Annotated in this window: 25 protein-coding genes and 1 pseudogene; 17 read left to right on the top strand and 9 right to left on the bottom strand. The window is 71.8% G+C overall.

The genetic code is table 11. The annotated features are described in order from the left end of the window. The first annotated feature begins 34 nt into the window (after window positions 1-34). The 3 genes from ABT041_RS20300 (at window position 35) to ABT041_RS20290 (ending at window position 2,769) form a co-directional block, all read left to right on the top strand. Entirely contained in the window at window positions 35-346 is a 312-nt protein-coding gene (locus ABT041_RS20300) for a (4Fe-4S)-binding protein (protein WP_502976544.1), read from the top strand. Window positions 347-465: 119 nt separating this feature from the next. Continuing rightward, window positions 466-882 (top strand): spore wall synthesis regulator SsgD, encoded by a 417-nt coding sequence (ssgD, locus tag ABT041_RS20295; protein ID WP_351186289.1) that lies wholly within the window; start codon window positions 466-468, stop codon window positions 880-882. 243 nt (window positions 883-1,125) lie between these two features. Then, window positions 1,126-2,769 (top strand): ABC-F family ATP-binding cassette domain-containing protein, encoded by a 1,644-nt coding sequence (locus ABT041_RS20290; protein WP_351186287.1) that lies wholly within the window; start codon window positions 1,126-1,128, stop codon window positions 2,767-2,769. A gap of 78 nt (window positions 2,770-2,847) precedes the next feature. Here the strand turns inward: ABT041_RS20290 and ABT041_RS20285 are convergent, their stop codons facing one another. After that, window positions 2,848-3,321, bottom strand: coding sequence for an ATP-binding protein (locus ABT041_RS20285; RefSeq protein WP_351186285.1), 474 nt, complete (start codon window positions 3,319-3,321; stop codon window positions 2,848-2,850). A gap of 182 nt (window positions 3,322-3,503) precedes the next feature. Here ABT041_RS20285 and ABT041_RS20280 point away from each other — a divergent pair, with 182 nt between their 5' ends. The 3 genes from ABT041_RS20280 (at window position 3,504) to ABT041_RS20270 (ending at window position 5,796) form a co-directional block, all read left to right on the top strand. Further along, complete coding sequence (locus ABT041_RS20280; RefSeq protein ID WP_351186283.1) at window positions 3,504-4,355, top strand: helix-turn-helix domain-containing protein; 852 nt, start codon at window positions 3,504-3,506, stop codon at window positions 4,353-4,355. A 14-nt stretch (window positions 4,356-4,369) separates the two neighbouring features. Beyond that, a complete protein-coding gene (locus ABT041_RS20275; RefSeq protein WP_351186281.1) occupies window positions 4,370-4,594 on the top strand; it encodes a hypothetical protein in 225 nt (74 codons plus the stop codon). 227 nt (window positions 4,595-4,821) lie between these two features. After that, complete coding sequence (locus ABT041_RS20270; protein ID WP_351186279.1) at window positions 4,822-5,796, top strand: acyl-ACP desaturase; 975 nt, start codon at window positions 4,822-4,824, stop codon at window positions 5,794-5,796. Between the two features lie 24 nt (window positions 5,797-5,820). Here ABT041_RS20270 and ABT041_RS20265 read toward each other — a convergent pair whose 3' ends face one another. Beyond that, window positions 5,821-6,078 carry a WhiB family transcriptional regulator gene (locus tag ABT041_RS20265; protein WP_052499395.1) on the bottom strand — a complete coding sequence of 86 codons (258 nt, stop codon included), beginning with the start codon at window positions 6,076-6,078 and terminating at the stop codon, window positions 5,821-5,823. Window positions 6,079-6,183: 105 nt separating this feature from the next. Between ABT041_RS20265 and ABT041_RS20260 the strand changes: the two genes are divergently transcribed. Then, window positions 6,184-7,044: a hypothetical protein gene (locus ABT041_RS20260; RefSeq protein ID WP_351186277.1), complete on the top strand. Its 861-nt coding sequence runs from the start codon at window positions 6,184-6,186 to the stop codon at window positions 7,042-7,044. On the opposite strand, the pseudogene ABT041_RS20255 reads toward ABT041_RS20260, so the two are convergent. Next, a pseudogene (locus ABT041_RS20255) lies at window positions 7,034-7,634 on the bottom strand (LLM class flavin-dependent oxidoreductase); the annotation flags it as partial. The gene ABT041_RS20260 and the pseudogene ABT041_RS20255 overlap by 11 nt on opposite strands. A 349-nt stretch (window positions 7,635-7,983) precedes the next feature. Here ABT041_RS20255 and ABT041_RS20250 point away from each other — a divergent pair. Together ABT041_RS20250 and ABT041_RS20245 are read left to right on the top strand one after the other, a co-directional pair. Beyond that, the gene (locus tag ABT041_RS20250; RefSeq protein WP_351186275.1) at window positions 7,984-8,778 is read left to right on the top strand and encodes an IclR family transcriptional regulator; all 795 of its coding nucleotides are present in this window, start codon (window positions 7,984-7,986) and stop codon (window positions 8,776-8,778) included. Window positions 8,779-8,830: 52 nt separating this feature from the next. Continuing rightward, on the top strand, window positions 8,831-9,502 hold the full coding sequence (locus tag ABT041_RS20245; protein ID WP_351186273.1) for a TetR/AcrR family transcriptional regulator: 672 nt from the start codon (window positions 8,831-8,833) through the stop codon (window positions 9,500-9,502). 17 nt (window positions 9,503-9,519) lie between these two features. Here the strand turns inward: ABT041_RS20245 and ABT041_RS20240 are convergent, their stop codons facing one another. Together ABT041_RS20240 and ligD are read right to left on the bottom strand one after the other, a co-directional pair. Next, complete coding sequence (locus ABT041_RS20240) at window positions 9,520-10,416, bottom strand: alpha/beta hydrolase (protein WP_351186560.1); 897 nt, start codon at window positions 10,414-10,416, stop codon at window positions 9,520-9,522. 156 nt (window positions 10,417-10,572) lie between these two features. Next, window positions 10,573-11,601, bottom strand: a complete 1,029-nt coding sequence (gene ligD, locus ABT041_RS20235; RefSeq protein ID WP_351186271.1) for a non-homologous end-joining DNA ligase — start codon at window positions 11,599-11,601, stop codon at window positions 10,573-10,575. Window positions 11,602-11,653: 52 nt separating this feature from the next. Between ligD and ABT041_RS20230 the strand changes: the two genes are divergently transcribed. From ABT041_RS20230 to ABT041_RS20220, 3 genes are all read left to right on the top strand, one after another. Beyond that, window positions 11,654-12,712, top strand: a complete 1,059-nt coding sequence (locus ABT041_RS20230; protein WP_351186269.1) for an ATP-dependent DNA ligase — start codon at window positions 11,654-11,656, stop codon at window positions 12,710-12,712. Between the two features lie 381 nt (window positions 12,713-13,093). Continuing rightward, complete coding sequence (locus ABT041_RS20225; RefSeq protein ID WP_221518607.1) at window positions 13,094-13,288, top strand: hypothetical protein; 195 nt, start codon at window positions 13,094-13,096, stop codon at window positions 13,286-13,288. A gap of 75 nt (window positions 13,289-13,363) precedes the next feature. Beyond that, window positions 13,364-15,457 (top strand): MDR family MFS transporter, encoded by a 2,094-nt coding sequence (locus ABT041_RS20220; RefSeq protein WP_351186267.1) that lies wholly within the window; start codon window positions 13,364-13,366, stop codon window positions 15,455-15,457. Between the two features lie 76 nt (window positions 15,458-15,533). On the opposite strand, the gene ABT041_RS20215 is transcribed toward ABT041_RS20220, so the two are convergent. Beyond that, window positions 15,534-15,977, bottom strand: a complete 444-nt coding sequence (locus ABT041_RS20215; RefSeq protein ID WP_351186265.1) for a YchJ family protein — start codon at window positions 15,975-15,977, stop codon at window positions 15,534-15,536. A gap of 114 nt (window positions 15,978-16,091) precedes the next feature. On the opposite strand from ABT041_RS20215, the gene ABT041_RS20210 reads away from it, so the two are divergent. Beyond that, window positions 16,092-17,435, top strand: a complete 1,344-nt coding sequence (locus ABT041_RS20210) for a 6-phospho-beta-glucosidase (protein ID WP_351186263.1) — start codon at window positions 16,092-16,094, stop codon at window positions 17,433-17,435. A gap of 73 nt (window positions 17,436-17,508) precedes the next feature. Continuing rightward, the gene (locus ABT041_RS20205) at window positions 17,509-19,398 is read left to right on the top strand and encodes a M64 family metallopeptidase (protein WP_351186261.1); all 1,890 of its coding nucleotides are present in this window, start codon (window positions 17,509-17,511) and stop codon (window positions 19,396-19,398) included. Window positions 19,399-19,452: 54 nt separating this feature from the next. Here ABT041_RS20205 and ABT041_RS20200 read toward each other — a convergent pair whose 3' ends face one another. The 3 genes from ABT041_RS20200 to ABT041_RS20190 all read right to left on the bottom strand — a co-directional run bounded on the left by ABT041_RS20200 (window position 19,453) and on the right by ABT041_RS20190 (window position 21,447). Further along, on the bottom strand, window positions 19,453-20,259 hold the full coding sequence (locus ABT041_RS20200; RefSeq protein ID WP_351186259.1) for an SAM-dependent methyltransferase: 807 nt from the start codon (window positions 20,257-20,259) through the stop codon (window positions 19,453-19,455). A gap of 75 nt (window positions 20,260-20,334) precedes the next feature. Next, the gene (locus ABT041_RS20195) at window positions 20,335-20,571 is read right to left on the bottom strand and encodes a DUF397 domain-containing protein (protein ID WP_015037566.1); all 237 of its coding nucleotides are present in this window, start codon (window positions 20,569-20,571) and stop codon (window positions 20,335-20,337) included. Continuing rightward, entirely contained in the window at window positions 20,572-21,447 is an 876-nt protein-coding gene (locus tag ABT041_RS20190) for a Sco1979 family transcriptional regulator (RefSeq protein ID WP_351186256.1), read from the bottom strand. 272 nt (window positions 21,448-21,719) lie between these two features. Here ABT041_RS20190 and ABT041_RS20185 point away from each other — a divergent pair, with 272 nt between their 5' ends. The 3 genes from ABT041_RS20185 to ABT041_RS20175 all read left to right on the top strand — a co-directional run bounded on the left by ABT041_RS20185 (window position 21,720) and on the right by ABT041_RS20175 (window position 23,564). Continuing rightward, window positions 21,720-22,151, top strand: a complete 432-nt coding sequence (locus tag ABT041_RS20185; protein ID WP_351186254.1) for an ATP-binding protein — start codon at window positions 21,720-21,722, stop codon at window positions 22,149-22,151. Beyond that, window positions 22,145-22,621: a hypothetical protein gene (locus ABT041_RS20180; RefSeq protein ID WP_351186252.1), complete on the top strand. Its 477-nt coding sequence runs from the start codon at window positions 22,145-22,147 to the stop codon at window positions 22,619-22,621. Before ABT041_RS20185 ends, ABT041_RS20180 begins: the two co-directional genes overlap by 7 nt. 217 nt (window positions 22,622-22,838) lie before the next feature. Then, on the top strand, window positions 22,839-23,564 hold the full coding sequence (locus tag ABT041_RS20175) for a class I SAM-dependent methyltransferase (RefSeq protein WP_351186250.1): 726 nt from the start codon (window positions 22,839-22,841) through the stop codon (window positions 23,562-23,564). Window positions 23,565-23,723 lie beyond the last annotated feature (159 nt).

Here is a 23,723-nt window from a genome sequence, read left to right as displayed (position 1 = left end):
GCGTCCCCGGCCGGGCGTTCCTAGGCTGGGTCGCATGACGGAAGGTGAAGGTGCGACGGAGGACCGGCCCCGCCTCAAGGAGTACGAGGGCGAGGGCATCACCGTCACGTTCGAGCCGCGCCGCTGTCTGCACGCGGCCGAGTGCGTCCACGGCCTGCCGGAGGTCTTCGACCTGTCCCGGCGCCCGTGGGTGCTGCCCGACGCCGCCGAGCCGGACCGGGTCGCGGAGCTCGTCCGGCGCTGTCCCCCGGGAGCGCTCCAGTACCACCACCGCCACGAGAACGCCGTGCCCGAGCCGCCGGACTTCCCCGCGAGGAACCGCCGACAATCGCTGACCGCACGGTGACGCAGGTCACGTGGGGGCCCAGTGCACGTTCCCGCCGCTTCGCTCGTCTAGAGGGGTGTCAGGTGCCCTGGTGTCGGGGAGACGCACAGGATCCGAAGCCCGCGTGAGAGGAGCCGGTCTTGTCCGCCGTCATCGAGCAGGCCGTGCAAGCCCGTCTGGTCGCATCCGCTCCCCGGATGGAGACCGTCCCCGCCACCCTCCGGTACGACCGTGAGGATCCGTACGCCGTGAGCATGGCCTTCCCGCCGCCCGCGACCCTGGAGGGCGTCGAGGTCTCCTGGGCCTTCTCGCGTGAGCTCCTCGTCCAGGGGGTCGAGCGCCCGGCCGGCGTCGGGGACGTGCGTCTGCGTCCGTACGGCTACGACCGCACGGTCGTCGAGTTCCACGCCCCGGAAGGCGTCGCGATGGTCCATGTACGGACCTCCGAACTGCGACGTTTCCTGGAGCGCTCGCAGCACCTCGTCCCGGCGGGGCGCGAGCACCAGTACCTGGACTGGGACCAGGGCCTGGCGGAACTGCTCCGCGACCGCCCCTAGGCGCACCCCCGTTAAATCGTTTGCCGCTCCTTCCGTCCCGGACGTACCGTCGGTCCTGACCTTGTCGTCACCCGATCGGAGAAGGACGTTGCTCGTCTGAGGTTGCGAGACACCGAGCCGCGCGTGCCCCCTGTGCCGCGTGTGCCGTTCTCGACCTCGGCGTACGAGCCGTTCTCCACGCTGCCCGCGCCCCGGTGTCTCTCGCGTTGCCCCTTTCCATGCCTACGCGACCGGGAGGCCTCCATGGCGCATCACCCCACCTTCCTCACCTGTTCCTCGCTCTCCTTCTCCTGGCCGGACGGCACCGAGGTCTTCGACGACTTCCGGCTCACCGTCGGCCCCGGCCGCACCGGCCTCGTCGGGCTCAACGGCTCCGGCAAGTCCACGCTCCTGAAGCTCCTCGCGGGCGAACTGACCCCGCAGGACGGCACGGTCCGGGTCACCGGCGAGCTCGGCCACCTTCCGCAAAACCTCGTCCTGGACACCTCGCGACGGGTGGACGAGATCCTCGGCATCGCCGCCAAGCGGACCGCCCTGCACGCCATCGAGGCGGGCGACCCCGCGGAGGAGCACTTCGCCGCGATCGGCGACGACTGGGACGTGGAGGAGCGGGCCCGGGCCGTCCTCGACCAGCTCGGGCTCGACCACGTCGGCCTGGACCGGACCGTCGGCGAGATCTCGGGCGGCGAGTCCGTGCTGCTGCGCCTCGCCGCGCTGCTGCTCGCCCGACCTGACGTACTCCTGCTCGACGAGCCCACCAACAATCTGGATCTGCACGCCCGCGCCCGGCTGTACGAGGCGGTGGAGAAGTGGTCCGGGGTCCTGGTCGTGGTGAGCCACGACCGTGAACTCCTGGAGCGGGTCGACCAGATCGCCGATCTCCGTGACGGCGAGGTCGCCTGGTACGGCGGCAACTGGTCCGCCTACGAGACGGCGCTCGCCGCCGAACAGGAGGCGGCGGAGCGGATGGTGCGGGTCGCCGAGGCCGACGTACAGCGCCAGAAGCGCGAACTGTCCGAGACCCACATGAAGTTGGCCCGTCGCAAGCGCTACGGCCAGAAGAGCTTCGAGAACAAGGTCGCCTCCAAGATCGTGGCGAACGGGCGCAAGCGCGACGCCCAGGTCACGGCCGGCAAGCAGCGCACGCTGCACGCGGAGCGCCTCTCCGAGGCGAAGGAGCGGCTCGACGCTGCCGTGGAGGCCGTACGGGACGACGACGAGATCAGGGTCGAGTTGCCGCGCACCTCGGTGCCGCCGGGCCGCGAGGTCCTGCACCTGCGGGACCTGGAGCTGCGCTACGGGGCCAGGGTCGGCGGCGCGTTCGAGCTGCGCGGCCCGGAGCGGATCGCCCTGGTCGGCCGGAACGGCGCCGGGAAGACGACGCTGCTCCGGACGATCGCCGGCGAGCTGGAGCCGCTGTCGGGCGAGACGGACGCGCGGGTGCCGCTCCGCTTCCTGCCGCAGCGGCTGGACGTGCTCGACGACGGGCTGAGCGTGGTGGAGAACGTGGCCCGTTTCGCGCCCGCCGCGACGCCGAACACGATCAGGGCCCGGCTCGCCCGGTTCCTCTTCCGGGGGGCGCGGGCGGATCAGCCCGTGGGCACTCTGTCGGGCGGGGAGCGGTTCCGGGCGACGCTGGCGGCGCTGCTCCTCGCGGAGCCGGCTCCCCAGCTGCTGATGCTGGACGAGCCGACGAACAATCTGGACATGGCGTCGGTACGGAAGCTGACGGCGGCCCTCGACGCCTACGAGGGGGCGCTGATCGTGGCGAGCCACGACGTGGCGTTCCTGGAGTCGCTGGGGATGACCCGCTGGCTGCTGCTCGACGGTGAGCTGCGGCCGACGACGGCGGAGGAGGTCAGGGGGACGGCCCCGAGCCCAGCCTGATCCGACGGACTGCCCGACCCGACGGACCCCACCTGATCCGACGGACTGCCTGATACGACAGACACCCGGTCTGACGGACTAGTGGTGGAGTAAGGCCCAGGACTTGGTCCCTCCACCCGGCGTGAGGACGGGGGCGAGTCCCCAGTCCCCGCCGTGCGCTTCGACCGCCGCGGCCAGCAGCCACATGCTGCGGCTGCGGCGGTCGCGGCATTCCTCGGCCGCGTGCGGCGAGGAATGGGCCGGGTGCTGGTCGTAGAGGACGATCCGCAGGGCCTCGAACTGCCAGCGGACGCGCAGGATCATCTCCCGGTCGGGGGTGAACCGGTAGGCGGCCGAGACGAGTTCGGAGGCGGCGAGTGCCGCGGTCTCACAGAGATCGGACAGGCCGTGCCGGGTGAGGAGCGAGCGGACCGCCTGCCGCGCGAGCCCCGCGCAGTAGGCGCCGCCGGGGAGCAGCATCGAGTAGCTGAGGTTCTCCGTGGCGGGAGGTATGGGCCCGGCCGTGGCGGCGGACGGGAGGCAACGCAGGGCGCCCTTCATCGGTTTGCTCACATTTCCTGGTGCATGGGGGGGGTACCTGCACACGGTCACCGTAGCCCCGTGTGAGACTTGCGCTACCGACCGTAGCCTACGAGCGGAGCACAGTGCTACTACTTGCGGGTAGTGGCTCCATTCCGGCCGAAATCGGCGGTTCTCCCGCGCCACGGCGTCACGGAACGAAAGGGGTTCAGAGCGTGCCACCCAGGAGCAGCCCTACCGCGCGACAGCAGCGCCTCGGGAGCGAACTGCGCAAACTGCGCGAACAGTCGGGGATGTCGGCCCAGCAGGCCGCCGCCCTCCTGGGCGTCGACCGCACCCGCATCCCGAACATCGAGTCGGGCCGGTTCGGGATCAGCGCCGAGCGCGTCCGCACCCTCGCCTTCAACTACGGCTGCCCGGACACCGGACTCGTCGACCTCCTCGCCGGCATGGCCCAGGAGCGGGACCGGGGCTGGTGGGAGGAACATCGCGGGCTGCTCCCGCCCGCCCTCCTCGACATCGCCGAACTGGAGTTTCACGCCTCGGAGTTGGAGACCTCGGTCACCACCCACATCCCCGGCCTCCTGCAGACCGAGGAGCACGCGAGGGCGGTCTTCGACACCGCCGTCCCCCCACTGCCCGGACCCGACCTGGAGGCACGGCTCGCCCTGCGGATGCGCCGCCAGGAGGTCCTGGACCGGGACCGGCCGGTGCGTTACGAGGCAGTGATCCACGAGGCGGCGCTACACATGCAGTTCGGCGGGCCGAAGGTCGCGCGGGCCCAGCTGGAGCACATCCTGAATCACACCGAGCGGGACACCGTCTCCGTACGCGTGATCCCGTTCGCCGCGGGGGGTTTCCCCGGGGCGGGCCAGTCGTTCACCTACGTAGCCGCGCCGGTGCCACAGCTCGACACCGTGCAGCTCGACTCCTCGCACGGCTCGCTGCTGCTGGACACCGACATGCAACTGAGGCGGTACCGCGGCCTGCTGGACCGACTGCGCGGGCTCGCGCTGTCCGCGACCGAATCCCGCGCGTTCGTCCGCGCCATATCCCAGGATCTGTGAAGGACCCCCACACCATGAACGTCACGACCCACGCCCCCACCGCCCACGCCGCCGCGATCGACTGGAACGAGGCCTTCTGCAGCGAGGGCGCCAACTGCTTCCGCTTCGGTCTCGACGGCTCCGGCCGGGCCTACATCGGCTCGACCCTCTCCCCCGACGAGTACGTCAGCGACTCCGTCGAGGCGCTGCGGGCGCTCATCTCGGCGGTGAAGGCCGGAGCGGCCGATCATCTGCTCTGAGGCGCCGGGCGCCTGCGCTGCGTAGTCGACCGCAGGGGCGTCGCGTGCCGGCCGGTACGTGACCTGCGTCTCCGGCACCCCGCCGGAGCAGCACACATAACGGAACGTAACCGGACATCGCCAGGACGGGCTTGGCCGACGCTCTTACGGAGGCTTAACCTACGGTCTCGTAACCTACGAATCCGTAGGTAATCCCGTATGCCCTTCTCCGTCCCCAGGAGTTCCCCGTGACGCTCACCTCTCCCCACCTCGGCAGCTCGGCGGAGTGGACCGACGCGCGCCTGCTCTACGCGCTCGAAGAGGTCGTGGAGAAGGAACTCAACCGGCACCTGAAGGTCACCAAGGACTGGATGCCGCACGAGTACGTGCCGTGGTCCGACGGCCGGAACTTCCCGGGCTTCTTCGAGGACGGCGAGGCCTGGGAGCCGTCGCAGTCCAAGGTCACCGACATCGGCAAGATCGCCCTCGTCGTCAACCTGCTCACCGAGGACAACCTCCCGAGCTACCACCACGAGATCGCCAGCCTCTTCGGCCGCGACGGCGCCTGGGGCACCTGGGTGCACCGCTGGACCGCCGAGGAGGGCCGCCACGGCATCGTGATGCGCGACTACCTGCTCGCCTCCCGCGCCGTCGACCCGGACAAGCTGGAGCAGTTCCGGATGGCGCACATGAGCGAGGGCTTCGAGTCCGACAACCGGCACTCGATGCTGCACTCCGTCGCGTACGTGGCCTTCCAGGAGCTCGCCACCCGCATCTCGCACCGCAACACCGGCCACCAGTCCGGCGACCCGGTCTGCGACCGGATGCTCGCGCGCATCGCGACCGACGAGAACCTGCACATGGTCTTCTACCGCAACCTGCTGGGCGCGGCCTTCGAGCTCGCCCCCGACCTGACCATGCAGGCCGTGCGGGACGTCGTGGTCAACTTCCGGATGCCCGGACACGGCATGCCGGGCTTCGAGCGGGCGGCGGCGCAGATGGCGATCGGCGAGATCTACAACATGCGCATCCACCACGACGACGTCCTCCAGCCCGTCCTTCGCTTCCTCAAGGTCCTCCAGATCGAGGGCCTCGGCCCGGACGGCCTGCGCGCCCAGGAGGAGCTGGGGCTCTACATGAACGGCCTGGACAGCGAGGCCAGCAAGTTCGACGAGAAGCTCGCGGCCCGCAAGGCCCGGATGGCCTCCCGCGCCGCCGGCTGAGCCACCGGCCCTCGCCGGGGCGGCTCAGCGGCCCTGCCGCTTGAGCCGCCCGCGCTCCTTCTCGGACAGCCCGCCCCAGACCCCGAACCGCTCGTCGTGGGTCAGCGCGTACTCCAGGCACGCCAGGCGCCCCTCGCACGCCCCGCACAACTGCTTCGCCTCACGCGTCGAGGAACCGGGAGCCGGGAAGAAGAACTCCGGCCCGGCCTGGGCGCACAGGGCGTTCTCGCGCCAGCTCATGTCGGGCTCCGGGGCGGTCAGTACGGTCGTGTAGGTCTGCATGCCGTACACCTTGCCGGGGGGCCGTAAACGAGCCATCAACGTTCGATCAATGCGGCGCGCCGAAAGGCTTTGCGACGCGGCCGGCCCTCGACGAGGATCGCGGTCGTGCAGAAGACCGCCCTCGCGCCCTACGCCGGCCTGCCCCGCGCCCACCACGACCGGCACGTCCTGACCAGCACCGTCGACGCCTCCGGCACCGCCCACTGGCTGCTCGCGGAGCATGCCCCGAAGGCCGGGGGTGACACACGCCCCTTCGACGCGGTCGTGGTCTCCGTCCACGACGACGGTGCCGTGGAGATCACCGGACTGGGCGCCGTACGCACACGGTGGCCGCACCTGGACCGCTTGCCGGACGGCGGGTTCGTCCTCGCCTCCTCCCGCTCCCGCCGGGGCGACAAGGGACCTCAGGTACAGGTCTTCGACGCACTCGGCCGCGAGACCACCTCCTTCACCTTCGGGGACGCGATCGAGCACATGCTCGTCGACAGGACCGGCGACATCTGGGTCGGGCACTTCGACGAGAACCCGGACGGCATCCGCCGCTGGAGCGCCGCCGGGGAGCTCCGCTGGGCGTCCGAGGACGTCCCCGGCGCCGGATGGATCATGGACTGCTACGCCCTGAACGTCTCCGGCGCCGTCGCCTGGGCCTGCCCGTACACCGACTTCCCGCTGCTGGAGATCCGGCCTGGCCTGCCGGTGAAGGTGCGGGCCAACACCGTGCGGGGCGCCCACGCGGTCGCCGTCCACGAGGGGTGGGTCGCCTTCGTCGGCGGCTACGGCGAGGAGCGCGACCGGATCGTGTACGGAGGGCTCACCGAGACCTCCGTCGAGGTGGGCGGAACCGGCGTGCTCACCGCGCCCGACGGTGCTCCCCTCGGCCGGCGGCGGGTCGTCGGGCGAGGGAGCAGGGTCTACGTGCAGGCCGAGCCGTTCACGGAGTGGGGCGTGTTCGACCTCAGCGGGTGACGCCCAGCGCCGGGAGGACCGTTTCGGCCACTCGGTACGCCTCCTCCAGGAGCGGGTTCCCGGACAGGAGTGTCCACTCCCAGCTCCTGGTACTCCTTGAAGCGCTCCACGACCTGGTCCGTGGAGCCCACGACGGCCGTGCCGGGGCCGGGCCGGAACAGGCTGATGCCGGGCCACAGGTTCGGGTGGGTCTCCAGCTCGCGGGCCCGGGCCGGGACTTTGCCGCCGTGCTGGCGGAACTGGCGCAGCCAGCGGACACCGTCCTCGCCCGCCCGCTCCCCGAGCTGCCGGGCGCACTTCGCCTCGCTGGTGACATCGAGGAGCCGGTCGGCCGCGGCCCAGGCCTCGTTCTCGGTGTCCCGGACGATGAGGTGGAGGCGGAGGCCGATGCGGAGGATCCGCCCGTGGGCGGCGGCCCGGGCCCGGACGTGGTCCAGTCGCGGGACGTGCGGCCCCTGGACGGGGCGCAAGTCGCGGAGGGAGGCCCCGGCGCCCTTGAGGTCGTAGAACCTCCCCTTGTGGTCGAAGGCCTCGCCGGCGCGGTGGAAGATCTCCGCGGGGAGGTCGGACCGGGTGGTCGCAGGCGCGTGGCGCTCTCTACGTCACGGAGGACCGGGCACGGCCGGGGAGAGCGGCGGCGCGTCGGCGACCGCCGGCGTCAGCGACAGCCTGTGCCGGTGACGCGGGCCAGGTCGATGTGGCGGCGCCGGGTGAGGGCGAGCGGTACGTGTCGTGCGTTCATCGCCGGCCTGCTCCTTCCGACTCGCTGGCGCCGTGGTGTCGGCCGGAACCTTGCCACGCCTCTTCCGCCGCCCACAACTCGTCTCCCACCATGTGGGATTGCTTGTGAACACGGTGTTTCCGACCCCGCCGGGGGCCTGATTCGGCTCCCGCCATGTGGGAGCGTGGGAGCCCGATCACCCACGGGGAGCGAACCCTATGACGACCGAGGCCGGCATCGTCCGACCCCCGGCGGGCGCCCAGGCGGTCCGCCGCGCACTGGACGTGCTGCACTGTTTCCACGACAACGGCCCCGACCTGAGCGCCTCCGACCTCGCGCGCCGGCTCGGGCTCTCCACTTCGACGGCGCACCGTCTGGCCCGCACGCTGCTCGGTGCGGGCTTCCTGGAGCAGGACGCCAGGACCGCCCGCTACCGGCTCGGGCCGGCGATGACCGAGCTGGGCCGTCTCTCGTACCACCAGCGGGGGCTCCACCTGGCGGCGCCCGAGCTGTCCGACCTTGCCGAACGGACCGGCGCGACGGCGGACTTGGCGCTGCGGAGCGGTCCGCACGCGGTGATCGTGGCGGGCGGTTCGGTGACGCCGAAGGTGGGGCTGCGCCGGCCGCTGCATTCGACGGCGCTCGGGAAGGTGCTGCTCGCCTGGCCGCGTGCGGGTGAGGGCGGCCCGCGCTCATTGCCGCCGCTGTACGCGTTCACGGAGCGGACGATCGTCGAACCGCCTGCCTTGGCAGTCGAGTTGGCGCGGGTACGGGAGGCGGGGTACGCCCTCAACGACGGCGAGTCGGCGCACGGGGTGCGGACGGTGGCCGTGCCGGTCCTGGAGCGGACGGGGCACGCCCGGTTCGCGCTGGCGGTCCGCGCGACCCCGGAGCTGATCACGGACGCGCGGCTCGACTGGTACGTGGCCCAGGCTCGGGCCTGCGCGCGGGCCCTCGAGGTGCTGCTGCTCGCCCCCGGGGAGCGGCGGGACCCGGCAGAGCGGGCGGGGTAGCCCCCGGAGCGCGAAGATTTCCGCACGGTCGTGCGTTCAGTACGATGGGGGCATGAGCGGCAACACCGGAAGCGGCACCGGCACCAAGACCGACGGACGCGTCGAGCGGGGCAACCAGACCCGGCGGCTCGTCCTCGGCCGGACGATGGACATCGCATCGGTGGAGGGCCTCGAAGGCCTGTCCCTGGGACGGATCGCGACCGAGCTGGAGCTGAGCAAGAGCGGTGTCTTCGCCCTCTTCGGCTCCAAGGAGGAGCTGCAGCTCGCGACCGTCAGGGCCGCCGTCGCCGTCTTCGCCGACCGTGTCGTCACCCCGCTGAAGGATCTGCCGCCGGGTGCGCGGCGGGTCCGTGAGCTGTGCCGGAACTGGCTCGCGTACTCCTCGGAGCGGGTCTTCGCGGGCGGCTGCTTCTTCTACGCGGTCTCGGCCGAGTTCGACGCCCGCACGGGCCCGGTGCACGACGCCGTCGCGGGGACCCGCCGGGACTGGACCGCGTACGTGGAAGACGCCCTGACGGAGGCGCGCGCCGTCGGGGAGTTCACCGAGGACCTGGACGTGGAGCAGCTGGCCTTCGAGGTGATCGCCCTCATGGAGGCGGCCAACGCGCAGTCCGTCCTGTTCGGCGACCCCGGCTCGTACGCCCGGGCCGAGCGGGGCATCACCGCCCGGCTGCTCGCCTCGGCCACGGACACGGGCCGGGCGGCGCTCGCCGACGAGAGCTGAGCCGAACCCTTCACCCCCTACGCCAGGGGGCTGCAGCCCTCGTGTGCCATGACCGCCGGCTCCGCCGCCCGGCCGGAGCCGGCGGTCGCGAAATCCACCGCGTCGGCCACGACTTCCGGGTCCGTGAGGATGCGCCGGTGGCCGAGGCCCCGGGTGACGACGAGCCGGGCCCGCTCGCCGTGCGCCCGGGCGAGGAACCGCGCGTGGGCCAGGGGCACCATGTCGTCGCCCTCGTCGTGGAACAGCAGGACGGGCGCGCCGAGTTCGTCCGGGGCGTGGTCGGCGCCGAAGCGGTCCCAGACGCCCGGCTCGCCGGGGGCGAGGCGCCCCTCGACGTACCGGCGCATGGCCCGCACCACCCGCTGGTCCAGGCCGAGTCCGGCCCGGAAGCCCTCCATGAGCATGGCGAAGGAGCCGACGCCGCCGAGGCCCACGAAGCGGGCCGTGCGGACGCCGTCGCGGAGGGCGAAGAGGGAGGCGAGGACGCCGAAGGAGTGGGCGACGACGGCCTCGAAATCGCCGTGCCGGGCGTGCAACTCCCGGATGATCTCCCGGTATTCGACGATGTTGGTGGCCTTGCCGGAGGACCCCCCGTGGCCGGGTCCGTCGAAGGCGACCGGGCTGTACCCGCGTGCGAGCAGAGCCTCGGCGAAGGCGCCGAGCCGTGAGGCGCGGGAGGACCAGCCGTGGACGAGGAGGACGGGCCGCCGGCCGTCGCCCCAGGCGTACGTGACGACCTCCTTGCCCCGGACGCGGAGGGTCCCGGTGCGGGCGGCGGCGAGGAGCGCCTGCTCCTCCGGCCTCACCCTCGCCCTGCCGAGCGGGCGGACGAAGAGCTGGAAGGCCCAGCGGCCGGCGGGGCCGGGGGCGACGCGTGCGGTGGTGTTCAGGGCGGTGCGGATGAGCGGAGCCATCGGGTACACGGCGGATCTCCTCGGTCGTCCAGGGTACGGAGGGCGTCCTGGATCTGGAGGCGTCCTCGATACAGAAAAATGCTAGCACGACCGTTCGTGTTGTTTTAGAGTGAACGGCGAGGGCCGGTGACGCCCACCCGGAGGCGCACCGGCCCCTCACTCCTCCGTGGACTCCTTCTTCGCCCGGCTCGGCTGGACCCGCTTCGGCTCGCCCGGCATCTTCGGGTACTCCGGCGGGTACGGCAGGTCTCCCAGACCGTGCTCCGCCTCGTCCCGGCGGGCCAGTTCGAGCAGCGACTCCAGACTGAACCGCTCGTCGTCCATGTCCGCGTGGACGTCGCCGACCTCCGCGTACCGGGCGGGCATCGTCCTGATGTCGAAGTCCTGCGGCACCGCCTCGTCGATCTCCTCCCAGCGCAGCGGCGCCGAGACGGGGGCGTGCGGGCGGGGGCGCACGGAGTAGGCGGAGGCGATCGTGCGGTCCCGGGCCGTCTGGTTGTAGTCGACGAAGATCCGCGCGCCGCGCTCCTCCTTCCACCACTTGATCGTGACCCGGTCCGGCATCCGCCGCTCCAGCTCCCGGCCGCAGGCGATCGCCGCCCGCCTGACCTGGGTGAACGTCCACTCGGGGAGGATCGGCACGAAGACGTGCAGGCCCCGGCCGCCCGAGGTCTTCGGCCAGCCGCGCAGTCCGTGCTCGTCGAGGACGGCACGCAGCTCGTGGGCGGCGCGGACGGCGTCGGCGTAGTCCGTGCCGGGCTGCGGGTCGAGGTCGATGCGCAGCTCGTCGGGGTGGTCGGTGTCCTCGCGGCGCACCGGCCAGGGGTGGAAGGTGACGGCGCCGAGGTTGGCCGCCCAGAGCACGGCCGCCGGCTCGGTGGGGCACATCTCGTCGGCCGAGCGGCCACTGGGGAAGGTGATGTGCGCGGTGGGGATCCAGTCGGGCAGGTACTTCGGCGCCCGCTTCTGGAAGAAGGACTCGCCGGTCACCCCGTCGGGGTAGCGCTCCAGGGTGGTGGGCCGGTTCCGCAGGGCGCGGGTGACCCCGTCGCCGACGGCCAGGTAGTACCGGACGAGGTCCATCTTGGTGTAGCCGGGCTCGGGGAAGTACACCTTGTCGGGGTTGGAGACCCGTACGGTCCGGTCGCCGACTTCGAGTTCCACCGCTGCCGCCTTGCCTGCCATGCCGGTCAGCCTAGGGCTCGCCGACAACTCCCGCATACCGGACAATCACCCCATGGATCTTCCGGTGATGCCGCCCGTGAAACCGATGCTCGCCAAGTCCGTGAAGCGGATCCCGCCCGGCATGCAGTACGAGGCGAAGTGGGACGGCTTCCGCGCGATCGTGCACCGGGACGGGCCGGAGCTCGTCATCGGCAGCCGTACGGGCAAGCCGCTCACCCGCTACTTCCCCGAGCTGGTCGAGGCGCTCGCGGCCCGGCTGCCGGAGCGCTGCGTCGTCGACGGGGAGATCGTGATCGAGCACGAGGGGCGGCTCGACTTCGACCGGCTGTCCGAGCGGATCCATCCGGCGGACTCCCGGGTACGGATGCTCGCGGAGACGACCCCGGCCCGGTTCATCGCCTTCGACCTGCTCGCCCTCGGGGACGACGCGCTGCTCGACACCCCGCTGAGCGAGCGTCGGGAGGCCCTGGAGCGGGTCCTCGACGGGGTGGACGCGCCGGTCCACCTGGCGCCGGCGACCCGGGACCCCGAGCTCGCCGCGCGCTGGTTCGACCAGTACGAGGGCGCCGGGCTCGACGGGGTGATCGCCAAGCCGCTCGACCTGCCGTACCGGCCGGACGCCCGTCTCATGTACAAGATCAAGCACGAGCGGACCGCCGACGTAGTCGTGGCCGGATACCGCTTCCACAAGAGCGGTCCCGTGGTCGGTTCGCTGCTGCTCGGTCTGTACGACGACCGGGGCGTCCTCCAGCACGTCGGCGTGTGCGCGGCCTTCACCGCCGTCCGCCGCGCCCAGCTCGTCGAGGAGCTGGAACCGCTGCGGATGGACCCCCCGGAGGGGCACCCCTGGGCGGCCTGGACGGACGAGGCGGCCCACGAGGGGGCCCGGCTGCCGGGTGCCCCGAGCCGCTGGTCGGGCAAGAAGGACCTGTCGTGGGTGGCGCTGCGGCCGGAGCGGGTCTGCGAGGTCGGCTACGACCACATGGAGGGCGACCGCTTCCGCCACACCGCGCAGTTCAAGCGGTGGCGCCCGGACCGGACGCCGGAGTCCTGCGGCTACGGACAGCTGGACGAGCCCGTCTCGTACGACCTGGCCGAGATCTTCGCGTAGGGGCTGACTTCGTCCGGAGAGACCGCTCGGGCGCAACGTGAGATGCCACACATTCGGCATGCCCGAACCGCCCGCGTCCGCGCCGGGCTTCCGGGCGGTGCGCGGAGGCCGTGCACCCTGCGGCGGCCGCCGCCCGGCCCCGTACCTGCGGGAACGCCCGGGCCGCTCGCCACGGCGCCGCGCCGTGGGGGTCCGCGGCTCCTCCGGTGGCCCGCTCTGTCGTTGCCGGGCCGCGACATCTCCGTACCGGAACCCGTACCGCGATCCGGTACGTATGGAGAGGAGACCCTTCCGTACCCTCCCCGGACCGACTAGGACTGACCCGTGATCACCTCGCCCTCGCGCCTCGTTCCCGTCCCGATCCCCGACAGCGTGGCCGCGATGATCGGCGCCTGCCTGCCGCTCCACGTCCTCCAGGCGGAGGTCGACGCGGACTGCGCGGCGCGCGAGGTGTACCGGTTCCGGGGACCGCTCTGCGCGGAGGACCGGGCGGACCGCGAGCACGCCCTCGCCGCCCTCGCGCGGGCCAACAAGATCCTGGCCAAGCACCACCCCCGACTGCCCGTCACCCCCTGACGGGACACGCACCGGGTACACCTGTTCGGCCGTCCCTCGCATGCGTGAGGGCGGCGGCGATGTGACGCTGCGAGAGTGACCACGACCAGCGACGCAGCGCCCGCGCCCTCGGCCGCCACCGAGCCACCCGTGCTCGACAGCCGCCGCCGCAACATCGTCTTCGGCACGATCATGCTGGGCGTCCTTCTCGCCGCCCTCGACCAGACGATCGTCGGCACCGCCCTGCCCACGATCGTCTCGGACCTGGGCGGCGCCGCCCACATGTCGTGGGTGGTCACCTCGTACCTCCTCGCCGAGACCGTCGCGACCGCCCTCGTCGGCAAGTTCGGCGACCTCTTCGGCCGCAAGGTGATCTTCCAGATCTCCGCGGTCGTCTTCATCACCGGCTCGTTCCTCTGCGGCCTCGCCACCAACATGACCCTGCTCATCGTCTGGCGCGGACTGCAGGGCATCGGCGCCGGCGGCCTCATGGTCACCTCGATGGCGCTCATCGCCGATGTGATCCCGCTGCGCGAACGCGGCAAGTACCAGGGCGCGATCGGCGCCGTGTTCGGCGTCTCGACCGTCATCGGCCCGCTCCTCGGCGGTCTGTTCACCGACCACCTCAGCTGGCGCTGGGCGTTCTACGTCAACGTCCCCATCGCGATCCTCGTCGTCATCGCCGCCGCCCGCACGATCCCCTCCGTCCGGTCCGCGAGCCGGCCGGTCATCGACTACGCGGGCATCGCGCTCGTCGCCGCGGGAGCCAGCGCCCTGATCCTCGCGACCAGTTGGGGCGGCAACGAGTACGCCTGGGACTCCGGCGTGATCATCGGGCTCTTCGCGGGCGGCCTCGTCGCCCTGGGCCTGTTCTGCTGGGTCGAGACCCGGGCGGCCGAACCCATGCTGCCCATGCGGCTCTTCGGGAACCCCGTCTTCACGGTCTGCTCCGTGCTCAGCTTCGTCGTCGGCTTCGCCATGCTCGGCGCCATGACCTTCCTGCCGACCTATCTGCAGTACGTCGACGGGGAATCGGCCACGATGTCCGGCATCCGCACCCTCCCCATGGTCATCGGCCTGCTGATCGCGTCCATCTTCAGCGGCAACGTCGTCAGCAAGACCGGCCGCTACCGGATCTTCCCGATCGTCGGCTGTCTGGTGATGGGCGTCGGCCTCTTCCTGCTCTCCCTCATGGGGCCCGACACCGGCACCGGGCTTGAGTCCCTGTACATGTTCGTGCTGGGCGTCGGCATCGGCCTGTGCATGCAGGTCCTGACGATCGCCGTGCAGAACACCGTCGACTACGCCGACCTCGGCACCGCCACCTCCGGCGTCACCTTCTTCCGCACCCTCGGCAGCTCCTTCGGCACCGCCGTCTTCGGCACGATCTACGCCAACTCCCTCAAGCCGAACCTCGCGTCGGGCGTCGTCGAGGCCGGCACCATCGCCAGGAGCCTCGGCGTGAACCCGGCCGTGATCCCGCAGGCCGCGCAGAGCCCCGCGGGCCTGCACAGACTCCCGGACCGGATCGCCGAGCCGATCGTCCAGGCCTACGCGGACACCCTGCACACCGTCTTCCTCTGGACGGTGCCGGTCGCCGCCGTCGGCTTCGTCGTCGCCCTCTTCCTCAAGCAGGTGGAGCTGCGCGACTCGGCCCGCTCCGCCGCCCCCGACATGGGCGAGGGCTTCGGCTCCCCCACCATGTCCGGCGACTCGGAGAAGCTCCTCGAACTGGCCGTCGGCCGCATCCTGCGCCGCACCGACTACGAGACGGCACGGGCGATCGTCTCCGCGTCCGACACCCGGCTCGACACGGCCGGGGCCTGGGCGGTGATGCAGGTCGAGCTCTTCACGCGGACGGTCGGGCACGCGAGCCTCGGCCTGATCTCGGCCGGCCGGCGAGTGCCGCCCGAGGTGCTCCTGCCGGTCTTCGACCGGATGGTCGACGAGGGCTACCTCACCCGTGACGGCAACCTGCTCTCGCACACGCCGGCCGGCAAGCGCGAGGCGGACGTCATCACCCACGCGTGGGGCGAGTGGCTCTCCGACGTCGTCGCGCAGGAGCGCGGCCGCCCCAGCGGACCCGAGCTGCGCGTGGCGACCGACGCCATCGCCAAGAAGATCGTCGCCGAGGACCTCGCGAGCGGTCTGCCCCGCGGGCGGGTGACGGCGGGCGTGGGAGCGCGCTGAACCGCCGCTTGAACCGTCAGTCCAGGAAGTCGCCGTCCACGTACACCCAGGCGCTTTCGTCGCGGCGCTGAAACCCTCAGTCGAGGAAGTCGCCGTCCACGTACACCCACGCGCCCTCGTGGCGGGCGAAGCGGCTCCGCTCGTGCAGCGTGCCCGGGTCGCCGTCGTGGACGTAGCGTGCGGTGAAGGTGACGGTGCCCTGCTGGTGGAAGGCGGTGCCCTGACCGGTCTCCTCGATCTCCAGGCCTGCCCAGCGCATCCCCGGATCGAAGTCGACCTCGCCCGGCCTGGTCTCCGGTGCCCAGGTGCGCAGCAGATACGCCTCGTCGCGGACGACGAAGGCGCTGTAGCGCGAGCGCATGAGCAGCTCGGCGGTCGGCGCGGTGCCGGCGCCCGAGTGGAACCGGCCGCAGCACGCGCCGTACGCGGCGTCGAGTCCGCAGGGGCAGGGCGAGGCCGCGGTCACGGCGGGTGCGGCGGCGGCCGGGGACGTGCGGGGGCGGGTCTTGCGTCGGGACATGGCGCCATTGTCCCCCACCCGCCGCGCGCGGCGGACGCCCGGCATGTGGACGCCGCCGTGGACGGCGGCCCGGAATCGCGCTGCTCAGCGGGCCCGTCCGAGTAGCGTACGGGCATGAAACTGACGATTCTCGGAGGCGGCGGATTCCGGGTGCCGCTGGTGTACGGAGCCCTGCTCGGCGACCACGCCGAGGGGCGGGTCACGCACGTCACCCTGTACGACCTCGACGAGGGGCGGCTGTCGGCCATCGCCCGGGTCCTCGCGGACCAGGCGGAGGGGGTGCGGGACGCGCCGGCGGTGACGGCGACGACGGACCTGGACGAGGCGCTGCGCGGGGCGGACTTCGTGTTCTCCGCGATCCGGGTCGGCGGTCTGGAGGGCCGCGCGGCCGACGAGCGGATCGCGCTCGCCGAAGGCGTGCTCGGTCAGGAGACGGTGGGCGCGGGCGGCATCGCGTACGGACTGCGGACCGTTCCCGTGGCCGTACGCATCGCCCGGAGGATCGCCGAACTCGCCCCCGACGCCTGGGTCATCAACTTCACCAACCCGGCGGGACTGGTCACGGAGGCGATGTCCCGGGTGCTCGGCGACCGGGTCGTCGGCATCTGCGACTCCCCCGTGGGCCTCGGCCGCCGGGTCGCCCGCATCCTGGGCGCGAACCCGGACGAGGCCTGGATCGACTACGTGGGCCTCAACCACCTGGGCTGGCTGCGCGGGCTGCGGGTCGGCGGACAGGACGTGCTGCCGCGGCTGCTCGACGACGAGGAGAAGCTCGGCTCCTTCGAGGAGGGCCGGCTCTTCGGCCCGGAGTGGCTGCGCTCGCTGGGCGCGATCCCCAACGAGTACCTGCACTACTACTACTTCAACCGGGAGGCGGTCCACGCCTACCGGACGGCCGAGCGGACGCGCGGGACGTATCTGCGCGACCAGCAGGGCGCGTTCTACGAGGAGATGAGCAAGCCCGACACGGCCGCGCTCGCCGCCTGGCACCGTACGCTCGCCGACCGCGAGGCCACGTACATGGCCGCCAACCGGGAAGCCGCCGGGATCGGTGACCGGGACGAGGAGGACCTGGAGTCGGGCGGCTACGAGAAGGTGGCGCTCGCGCTGATGCGGGCGATCGCCCGGGACGAGCGGACGACCCTGATCCTCAACGTGCGCAACGGCTCGACGCTCTCCGTGCTCGACGCGGACGCAGTGATCGAGGTGCCGTGCTTCGTGGACGCGAACGGCGCCCATCCGGTGTCGGTGGCGCCGCTGCCGTACCACGCCGTCGGTCTGGTGACCGCGGTCAAGGCGGTGGAGCGCGAGGTCCTCGCCGCCGTGGAGAGCGGCTCGCGGGCGACGGCCGTCAAGGCCTTCGCGCTGCACCCCCTCGTGGACTCGGTGGCGGTGGCGCGCCGTCTGGTGGAGGGCTACACGGCGGAGCACCCCGGCCTTGCCTGGCTGCGACGCTGAGACGACCGGGCGGCGAACAGACGGCTGACGAACATCTTTACGGGGCAGGGGGCGCGGCCTAGGCTCGCGCCCCATGACCTCACAGCGCAAGGGAGTTCGAGGTGCCGCGGCGCGCCTCGCCGCGGTCTGTCTGCTGGCCGCCGGGCTGCTGGGAACGGCGCCGGCGGCCGCCGGGACACCCACGTCCGGCGAGGGGCCGGCCGTCGTCCCCGTACAGACCACCGGGCCCGCCGACCGCCGGTTCAACCTGGTGTTCCTGGGCGACGGCTACACCGCGGCGGAGATGCCGGCCTTCCGGGCGGATCTGGAACGGCATCTGAACACCCTGTGGAGCATCGAGCCCTTCGCCTCCTACCGCTCCTACATCAACGTGTGGGCGGTGGAGGTCCCCTCGGCGGAGTCCGGGGTGGACTGCGACCCGGGGCTCACGGCCCCCGCCCGCGACACGGCGCTCGACATGGGCTTCTGGGGCGGCTGCGATCCGGACAGCGTGCAGCGGCTGCTCACCGTCGACAGCCGGAAGGCCGGCGCGCTCGCCGACCTCGTCCCCGGCACGAGCGCCGCCAACCGCCAGATCGTCGCCCTCGCCCACAGCGACACCTACGGCGGCGCGGGCGGGAGTTACGCCACGGCCTCCGGCGGCAACGCGCTCTCCTCGCTCATCACCCCGCACGAGATAGGGCATTCGCTCGGCGGCCTCCAGGACGAGTACGACTACTACGCGCGCGGGGTCCCCGGCGGGACCTACGAAGGCCCGGAACCCTCCTCCGTCCACCACACGCTCCTGACGGAGGACCAGATGCGGGAGCAGCGGGCCAAGTGGTGGCGCTGGCTCGGCGAGGAGAGCGAGTCCGGCGGGGTCATCGGCCGCCACGAGGGCGGCATGTACAGCACGAAGGGCGTCTGGCGGCCGAGCCGGCACTCCATCATGAAGACCCTCGGCTACTCCTTCGACCAGGTGGAGCGGGAGGTGATGGTCCGGGCGATCTCGGCGAAGGTGAACCTGGTCCAGGACCACACCCCGAACTCGGCGCCGATCGGCGCGGACCGCACGGTGTGGGTGGACACCCTGCACCCGGTGGGCGGTGCGCTCGCCGTCACCTGGAAGCTGGACGGGCGGACCCTCGACACCCGCGGCGCCCGCACCGTCGACCTGCGCGGACTGTCGGTTTCCCCGGGCGCGCACACTCTGACGGCGACGGTCACCGACCCGACGCCCTTCGTCCGCGACCCTGCGGTCCGCGCCTCGACGGCGCTCACCCGGACGGTGACGTGGAGGGTGGACCCCTCGCTGACCACCGTACGGAGCCCGGAGGACCCCGGCTTCACCGGGCACACCCCGACCGGGTCCCCCGTCGGCGCCCGGAGCGTCGTCCACGCGGACACCACCCACGCGGCGGACGCCACCCCCGCCTTGCGCTGGCTCCTGGACGGGAGCCAGGTCGCGACGGACGGCCGCAACGACCGTGATCTGGACCTGCGTTCGCTGCGGATCACACCGGGGAGCCACACCCTCACGGCCCGTCTCGCGGGCACGGAGGAGGAGTTGAGCTGGACGGTGGACGCCCGCCCGGCCACCGCCGCGTACGAACTGTCCGAGCCGCTGCGGACGGTACGGCGTCCCGGGCGCCCGGTGGAGTACGTGTACGACGGCGCGTTCACGATGCGGCTGACCGCGCGGGACGACCAGGAGGGCGCCGTGGTCAGCCAGTTCCGCGTGGACGGCGACGGCTGGTACACGTACTACGGCTGGCCGACGGACGCCGACGCGCCGTTCCGCTTCTCGCCGGGCGGCACGGTCATCGACGACCTCGTGTACGGGAAGCTCGGCCGGAGCCGGGCGGTGCCGTGGGACGACGCGACCCCGGACTACGGCACGCACACCGTCGAGTACCGCACGATCGACGCGGCCGGGAACGTCGGCCGGGCACAGAGCTTCCTGGTGACGCTGGTGGAGCAGTAGGACGAAGGGGGCCCGCCGACGGTGTCGGCGGGCCCCCTCGGCGTACGGATCGGATCAGGGCTTGCGGGCCACCGCGGCCCACCCCGGGATGGGGTCGTCGCCCTGGACCGGGACGGGCTCGCCCAGCTCCGGGTGCCATTCGGCGGTGAGCGAGACGCCGGGCTCGACGAACTCGAGCCCGTCGAAGAACGCGGCCAGCTCGTCGCGCGAGCGGGGCCGCAGGGTCAGCCCGCGCGCCTTGTACATGGCACTCGCCTTCGCCGCGCCCTCGGGGTCGAAGTCCCCGGTGACATGGGAGAGGACGAGATAGCTGCCCGGCGCGAGCTTGTCGACGATCTTGGAGACCAGTTCGTACGCGCCGTCCTCGTCCCCCACGAAGTGCAGCAGGGCGAGCATCGACAGCGCGATCGGCTGGTCGAAATCAAGGACCTTTCCGGCCCTTTCGAGGATGATCTCGGGCTCGCGGGCGTCCGCCTGGATGTACTCGGTGGCCCCCTCCGGGGTCGAGCGCAGCAGGGCGGCCGCGTGCGCGAGCACGATCGGGTCGTTGTCGCAGTAGACGATGCGGGACTCCGGCGCGGCCTCCTGCGCGATCTGGTGCAGGTTGGGCTCGGTCGGGATGCCCGTGCCGACGTCCAGGTACTGGCGGACGCCGTGGGCGCTGAGCCAGCGGATGGCGCGGTGCATGAAGGCCCGGTTGACGCGGGCCATGTCCCGCCCGCGGGCGTCGACGGTGAGCAGCTGGCGTGCCATCGCCTCGTCGACCGGGTAGTTGTCCTTGCCGCCCAGGAACCAGTCGTACATCCGTGCCGGATGGGGCTTGCTGGTGTCGATCCGTACGGATGCGGGGTCCGGGGTCATCGGCTCTCTCCTGGTCGGGTTGAACGGGTGGCGCTACAGCAAGAGTTACGCGACGGTACGGCCGGGGCGGAAGAGTCAGGTGAGGAGAAAGTCAGCCTGACCGGATTTCGCGCCCTGGATGAATGCGGCGATCTCCCCGTGGGTGTAGATGAGCGCTGGTCCTTCAGGGTCTGCGGACTGTCGCACGGCGACTCTGCCGTCGGCCAGTTTCATGGCCTCCACGCAGTTGCCCCCGTTCCCGCCGCTCCACGGCTTGTGCCAGCCCTCGGCACCGAGCTCAGCGGCGGGCATGCCGTTGTATATGCGATCCATTCACAGCTCCTTGCGGAGATTCCGGAGAATCTCCTTCGTGCGTTGTGCAGTCGCGGCCTGCGCCGCCATGCGGTCCATGACCTCCAGGTGGGATGCCACCTCGGGACGCGCGTCGAGGTAGACGGCGCCGGTCAGGTACTCGCTGTAGACCATGTCCGGGAGTTCGGGCATGGCGAAGCGGAAGAGGACGAACGGACCGTAGGTGCCGGGATGGTGGCCGGACGCGAACTCCGCGATCTGCAGGGTGACGTTCGGCAGCTCTGACGCTTCGAGCAGCCGGTCGAGCTGGTCGCGCATCACTTCGGGCCCGTCGCCGACCGGTCGGCGGAACACCGTCTCGTCCATGATCACCCAGAACTTCGGGGCGTCGTCCCTGGTCAGCAGGGACTGACGCTCCATCCGCAGGGCTACATGGCGCTCGGCGTCCTCGTCCTTGCCGGCATCGCTGCCGCCACCGACCGCCCCGCTGCGCAGAATGGCGCGGGCGTACTCCTCGGTCTGGAGCAGACCGGGGACGAACTGCGGTTCATAGGCCCGGATGAGGCTCGCGGCCCCCTCCAGGCTGACGTACATGGAGAACCAGCCGGGCAGCACGTCGTGGAACCGCTGCCACCAGCCGGGGAGGTTGGCCTCCTCCGCGAGGGCGACGAAGCCCTCCGCCTCGGAGTCCGTGATCCCGTACTCCTTCAACAGGAGCTGCACGTACGGAATCTTCAGCGCGACCTCGGCGGTCTCCATCCGCCGGACGGTGGCCGGGGCCACCCGAAGGATCTTCGCCGCCTCTTCCCGCTTCATGCCGGCCCGCTCGCGCAGGTCCTGCAGACGCTTTCCGAGGACGACCTGTCCCACCGTCGGGGCGGACCGCGGCTCGCTCACTCTCAGACCTCCCCGACGCGCTGTTTCGACGAGTGTGCCACGAAGCCCGGCCAGAGAGAACACAGCACTCTGCAATTTTCAGAGTGCCACTTGCCAAGTGTCCGACGCAGGAGGACAGTGTTCCGGTGAACCAGTACACGCTGCCGCCGTGCGCCACCATGCCCACGGCGACAGCGCCGTACGGCAGTCCTGCCCACTGTTGTGAGGAACCGGTCGTGGCTTCTGGTAACGCGCAGCCCTCAGGTCTCATGAGCCCTCGAGCCCCTCGGGTCATGGCCCAGCGCCCACCGCAGCACACCGATCCCGTCCGCCGCTTCGCCTTCGAGCTGCCGGCCCTCACCGCCTCCGTCGCCCGCGCCCGCAGGCTCGCGGAAGAGCGGCTCATCCTCTGGGGCTGCGACCCCGAGATACGCGACACCGTCGCCCTCGTCGTCTCCGAGCTCGTCACCAACGCCGTCGTGCACACCGCGAGCGACCGCATCGTCTGCGAACTCCGCGAAGGCGAGGAGACCCTCCGGATAGCCGTGCGCGACGAGGGCGGACCCGCCGGACCGCGGATACGCGACTGCGGCGAGGAGGAACGCGGCCGCGGCCTCCTCATCGTCGACGCCCTCTGCAGCGCCTGGGGCGCCGACCGCACCGGCCACGGCACCGCACAGATCGTCTGGGCGGAACTCGCCCACGGCATGGGGGAACCGTGCTGAGGTCCCTCCGCATCATCCCGCGCAGCCTCAGGTCCCCCGACACCGCCGCCGTACCGCCCCAGCGCCGCTCACCGGAAACCCACCGCACCCGGACCCGGCCGGGAGAACTCGGCGCCACCCGCCTCACCGTCCCCGTCGGACTCCACACCGGCCTCGGCTGCGACGCCGTCGGCGTCCCCGCCCGCTTCGGCTTCAAGATCCTCTCCCGGCTCCCCGCCAAGGGCTGCATCTACGCCGACTCCGACTGGTGGTGGTGGCTCGTCCCCGCCGGCTCCGACCACGACCTCACCTGGCCGCTGCCCGCCTGCTACGCCCGCGGCGCCGAGATCCCGGACCGAGGCCCCCGCCTGATCCACCACCCCGACGGCACCTCCCCCTACACCCCGCCGATCCCCCTCTACCTCCTCGTCTGCCAGCTGACGGGCATCGCCCCGTCGTGGCCCGCGCCACCGGTACGCAGCGCGCTCTGACACGTACGGTGCGTGGCGGAAGGGTCACCGCGATCCGGCTGAGCCGTCTCTTTCGGATCTTGCCGGTTGAGCCCGCGGCGTCTGGTGCCGTACATCGCAAGGCGGAGGGTCGCCCGATTGCTGGACGTCCTTGGGCGAGCCCGACAACGCGGCGAGGTGCGGTGCCGGGCGTCGCGGGTCAGGCAAGATCCGGAAGAGACGGCCTAAGCTCGATGCCATGTTCACCCCGCAGGGTCCCAGCCTCCGCGAGCTGACCGTCCAGGCCCTCTCCTCGGTCGAGCACGGCTACGACCTGCTCGCGGACAAGTTCGACGCGACCCCCTTCCGGACCTCCGACCGGCTGCTGACCGCGGTCGCCGACACCCTGGAGACGCTCGGCCCCTTCGACTCGGGCCTCGACGTCTGCTGCGGCACCGGCGCCGGACTCGGCGTCCTCCGCTCGGTCTGCGCGGGCCGCGTCACGGGAGTCGACTTCAGTACGGGCATGCTGGCCCGGGCCCGCGACGCGCACCCGACCGCCGACCTGGTCCGCGCCGACGCCCTGGCCCTGCCGTTCGCGCCGGTCTTCGACCTGGCGGTCAGCTTCGGCGCCTTCGGCCACTTCCTCCCCGCCGACCAGCGCACCCTCTTCGCCCAGGTCCACGCCGCCCTGCGCCCCGGCGGCACCTTCGCCTTCCCCCTCCCGGCCCCGCCCCCGGTCGGCTCCCGCCTCTACTGGACCCTGTGGGGCTTCGACGCGGCGATGCGCCTGAGAAACGCCGTCTGGCGCCCGCCGTTCGTCATGTACTACCGCACCTTCCGCCTCGCGGACGTCCGCGCCCGCCTGGAGGAGACGGGCTTCGAGGTCACCCTCACCCCGATCGAGCCCCTGGGCCGACGGGCGGACGGCAGCCCGCACTGCAGGCTGGTGGTGGCGCGGAAGAGGGGTCGGGGCGAGGCGTAGGGCTCGGCCGGGTAGGGGCCGCGCAGCACCCGCCGGACACGCAGGACGCCGGATGTGGACAACGGGAAGTGCCGGTCGATGCGAGATCGACCGGCACTTCCGTGTGGTGTCCGAGGGGGGACTTGAACCCCCACGCCCGATAAAGGGCACTAGCACCTC

Origin of the sequence: Streptomyces sp. NPDC002825 (assembly GCF_040295385.1) — a bacterium.
Lineage (GTDB): Bacteria > Actinomycetota > Actinomycetes > Streptomycetales > Streptomycetaceae > Streptomyces.
The sequence above is the reverse complement of the archived record's forward strand: the minus strand, read 5'-3'. Positions and strand labels throughout refer to the sequence as shown.

Excerpts from the sequence above, each read along its gene's own strand:
- ABT041_RS20300 (WP_502976544.1), top strand. The coding sequence starts at position 35 with ATGACGGAAGGTGAAGGTGCGACGGAGGACCGGCCCCGCCTCAAGGAG.
- ABT041_RS20290 (WP_351186287.1), top strand. The coding sequence starts at position 1,126 with ATGGCGCATCACCCCACCTTCCTCACCTGTTCCTCGCTCTCCTTCTCC.
- ABT041_RS20275 (WP_351186281.1), top strand. The coding sequence starts at position 4,370 with ATGAACGTCACGACCCACGCCCCCACCGCCCACGCCGCCGCGATCGAC.
- ABT041_RS20265 (WP_052499395.1), bottom strand. The coding sequence starts at position 6,078 with ATGCAGACCTACACGACCGTACTGACCGCCCCGGAGCCCGACATGAGC.
- ABT041_RS20250 (WP_351186275.1), top strand. The coding sequence starts at position 7,984 with ATGACGACCGAGGCCGGCATCGTCCGACCCCCGGCGGGCGCCCAGGCG.
- ABT041_RS20245 (WP_351186273.1), top strand. The coding sequence starts at position 8,831 with ATGAGCGGCAACACCGGAAGCGGCACCGGCACCAAGACCGACGGACGC.
- ABT041_RS20240 (WP_351186560.1), bottom strand. The coding sequence starts at position 10,416 with ATGGCTCCGCTCATCCGCACCGCCCTGAACACCACCGCACGCGTCGCC.
- ligD (WP_351186271.1), bottom strand. The coding sequence starts at position 11,601 with ATGGCAGGCAAGGCGGCAGCGGTGGAACTCGAAGTCGGCGACCGGACC.
- ABT041_RS20230 (WP_351186269.1), top strand. The coding sequence starts at position 11,654 with ATGGATCTTCCGGTGATGCCGCCCGTGAAACCGATGCTCGCCAAGTCC.
- ABT041_RS20225 (WP_221518607.1), top strand. The coding sequence starts at position 13,094 with ATGATCGGCGCCTGCCTGCCGCTCCACGTCCTCCAGGCGGAGGTCGAC.
- ABT041_RS20215 (WP_351186265.1), bottom strand. The coding sequence starts at position 15,977 with ATGTCCCGACGCAAGACCCGCCCCCGCACGTCCCCGGCCGCCGCCGCA.
- ABT041_RS20210 (WP_351186263.1), top strand. The coding sequence starts at position 16,092 with ATGAAACTGACGATTCTCGGAGGCGGCGGATTCCGGGTGCCGCTGGTG.
- ABT041_RS20205 (WP_351186261.1), top strand. The coding sequence starts at position 17,509 with ATGACCTCACAGCGCAAGGGAGTTCGAGGTGCCGCGGCGCGCCTCGCC.
- ABT041_RS20200 (WP_351186259.1), bottom strand. The coding sequence starts at position 20,259 with ATGACCCCGGACCCCGCATCCGTACGGATCGACACCAGCAAGCCCCAT.
- ABT041_RS20195 (WP_015037566.1), bottom strand. The coding sequence starts at position 20,571 with ATGGATCGCATATACAACGGCATGCCCGCCGCTGAGCTCGGTGCCGAG.
- ABT041_RS20185 (WP_351186254.1), top strand. The coding sequence starts at position 21,720 with ATGGCCCAGCGCCCACCGCAGCACACCGATCCCGTCCGCCGCTTCGCC.
- ABT041_RS20175 (WP_351186250.1), top strand. The coding sequence starts at position 22,839 with ATGTTCACCCCGCAGGGTCCCAGCCTCCGCGAGCTGACCGTCCAGGCC.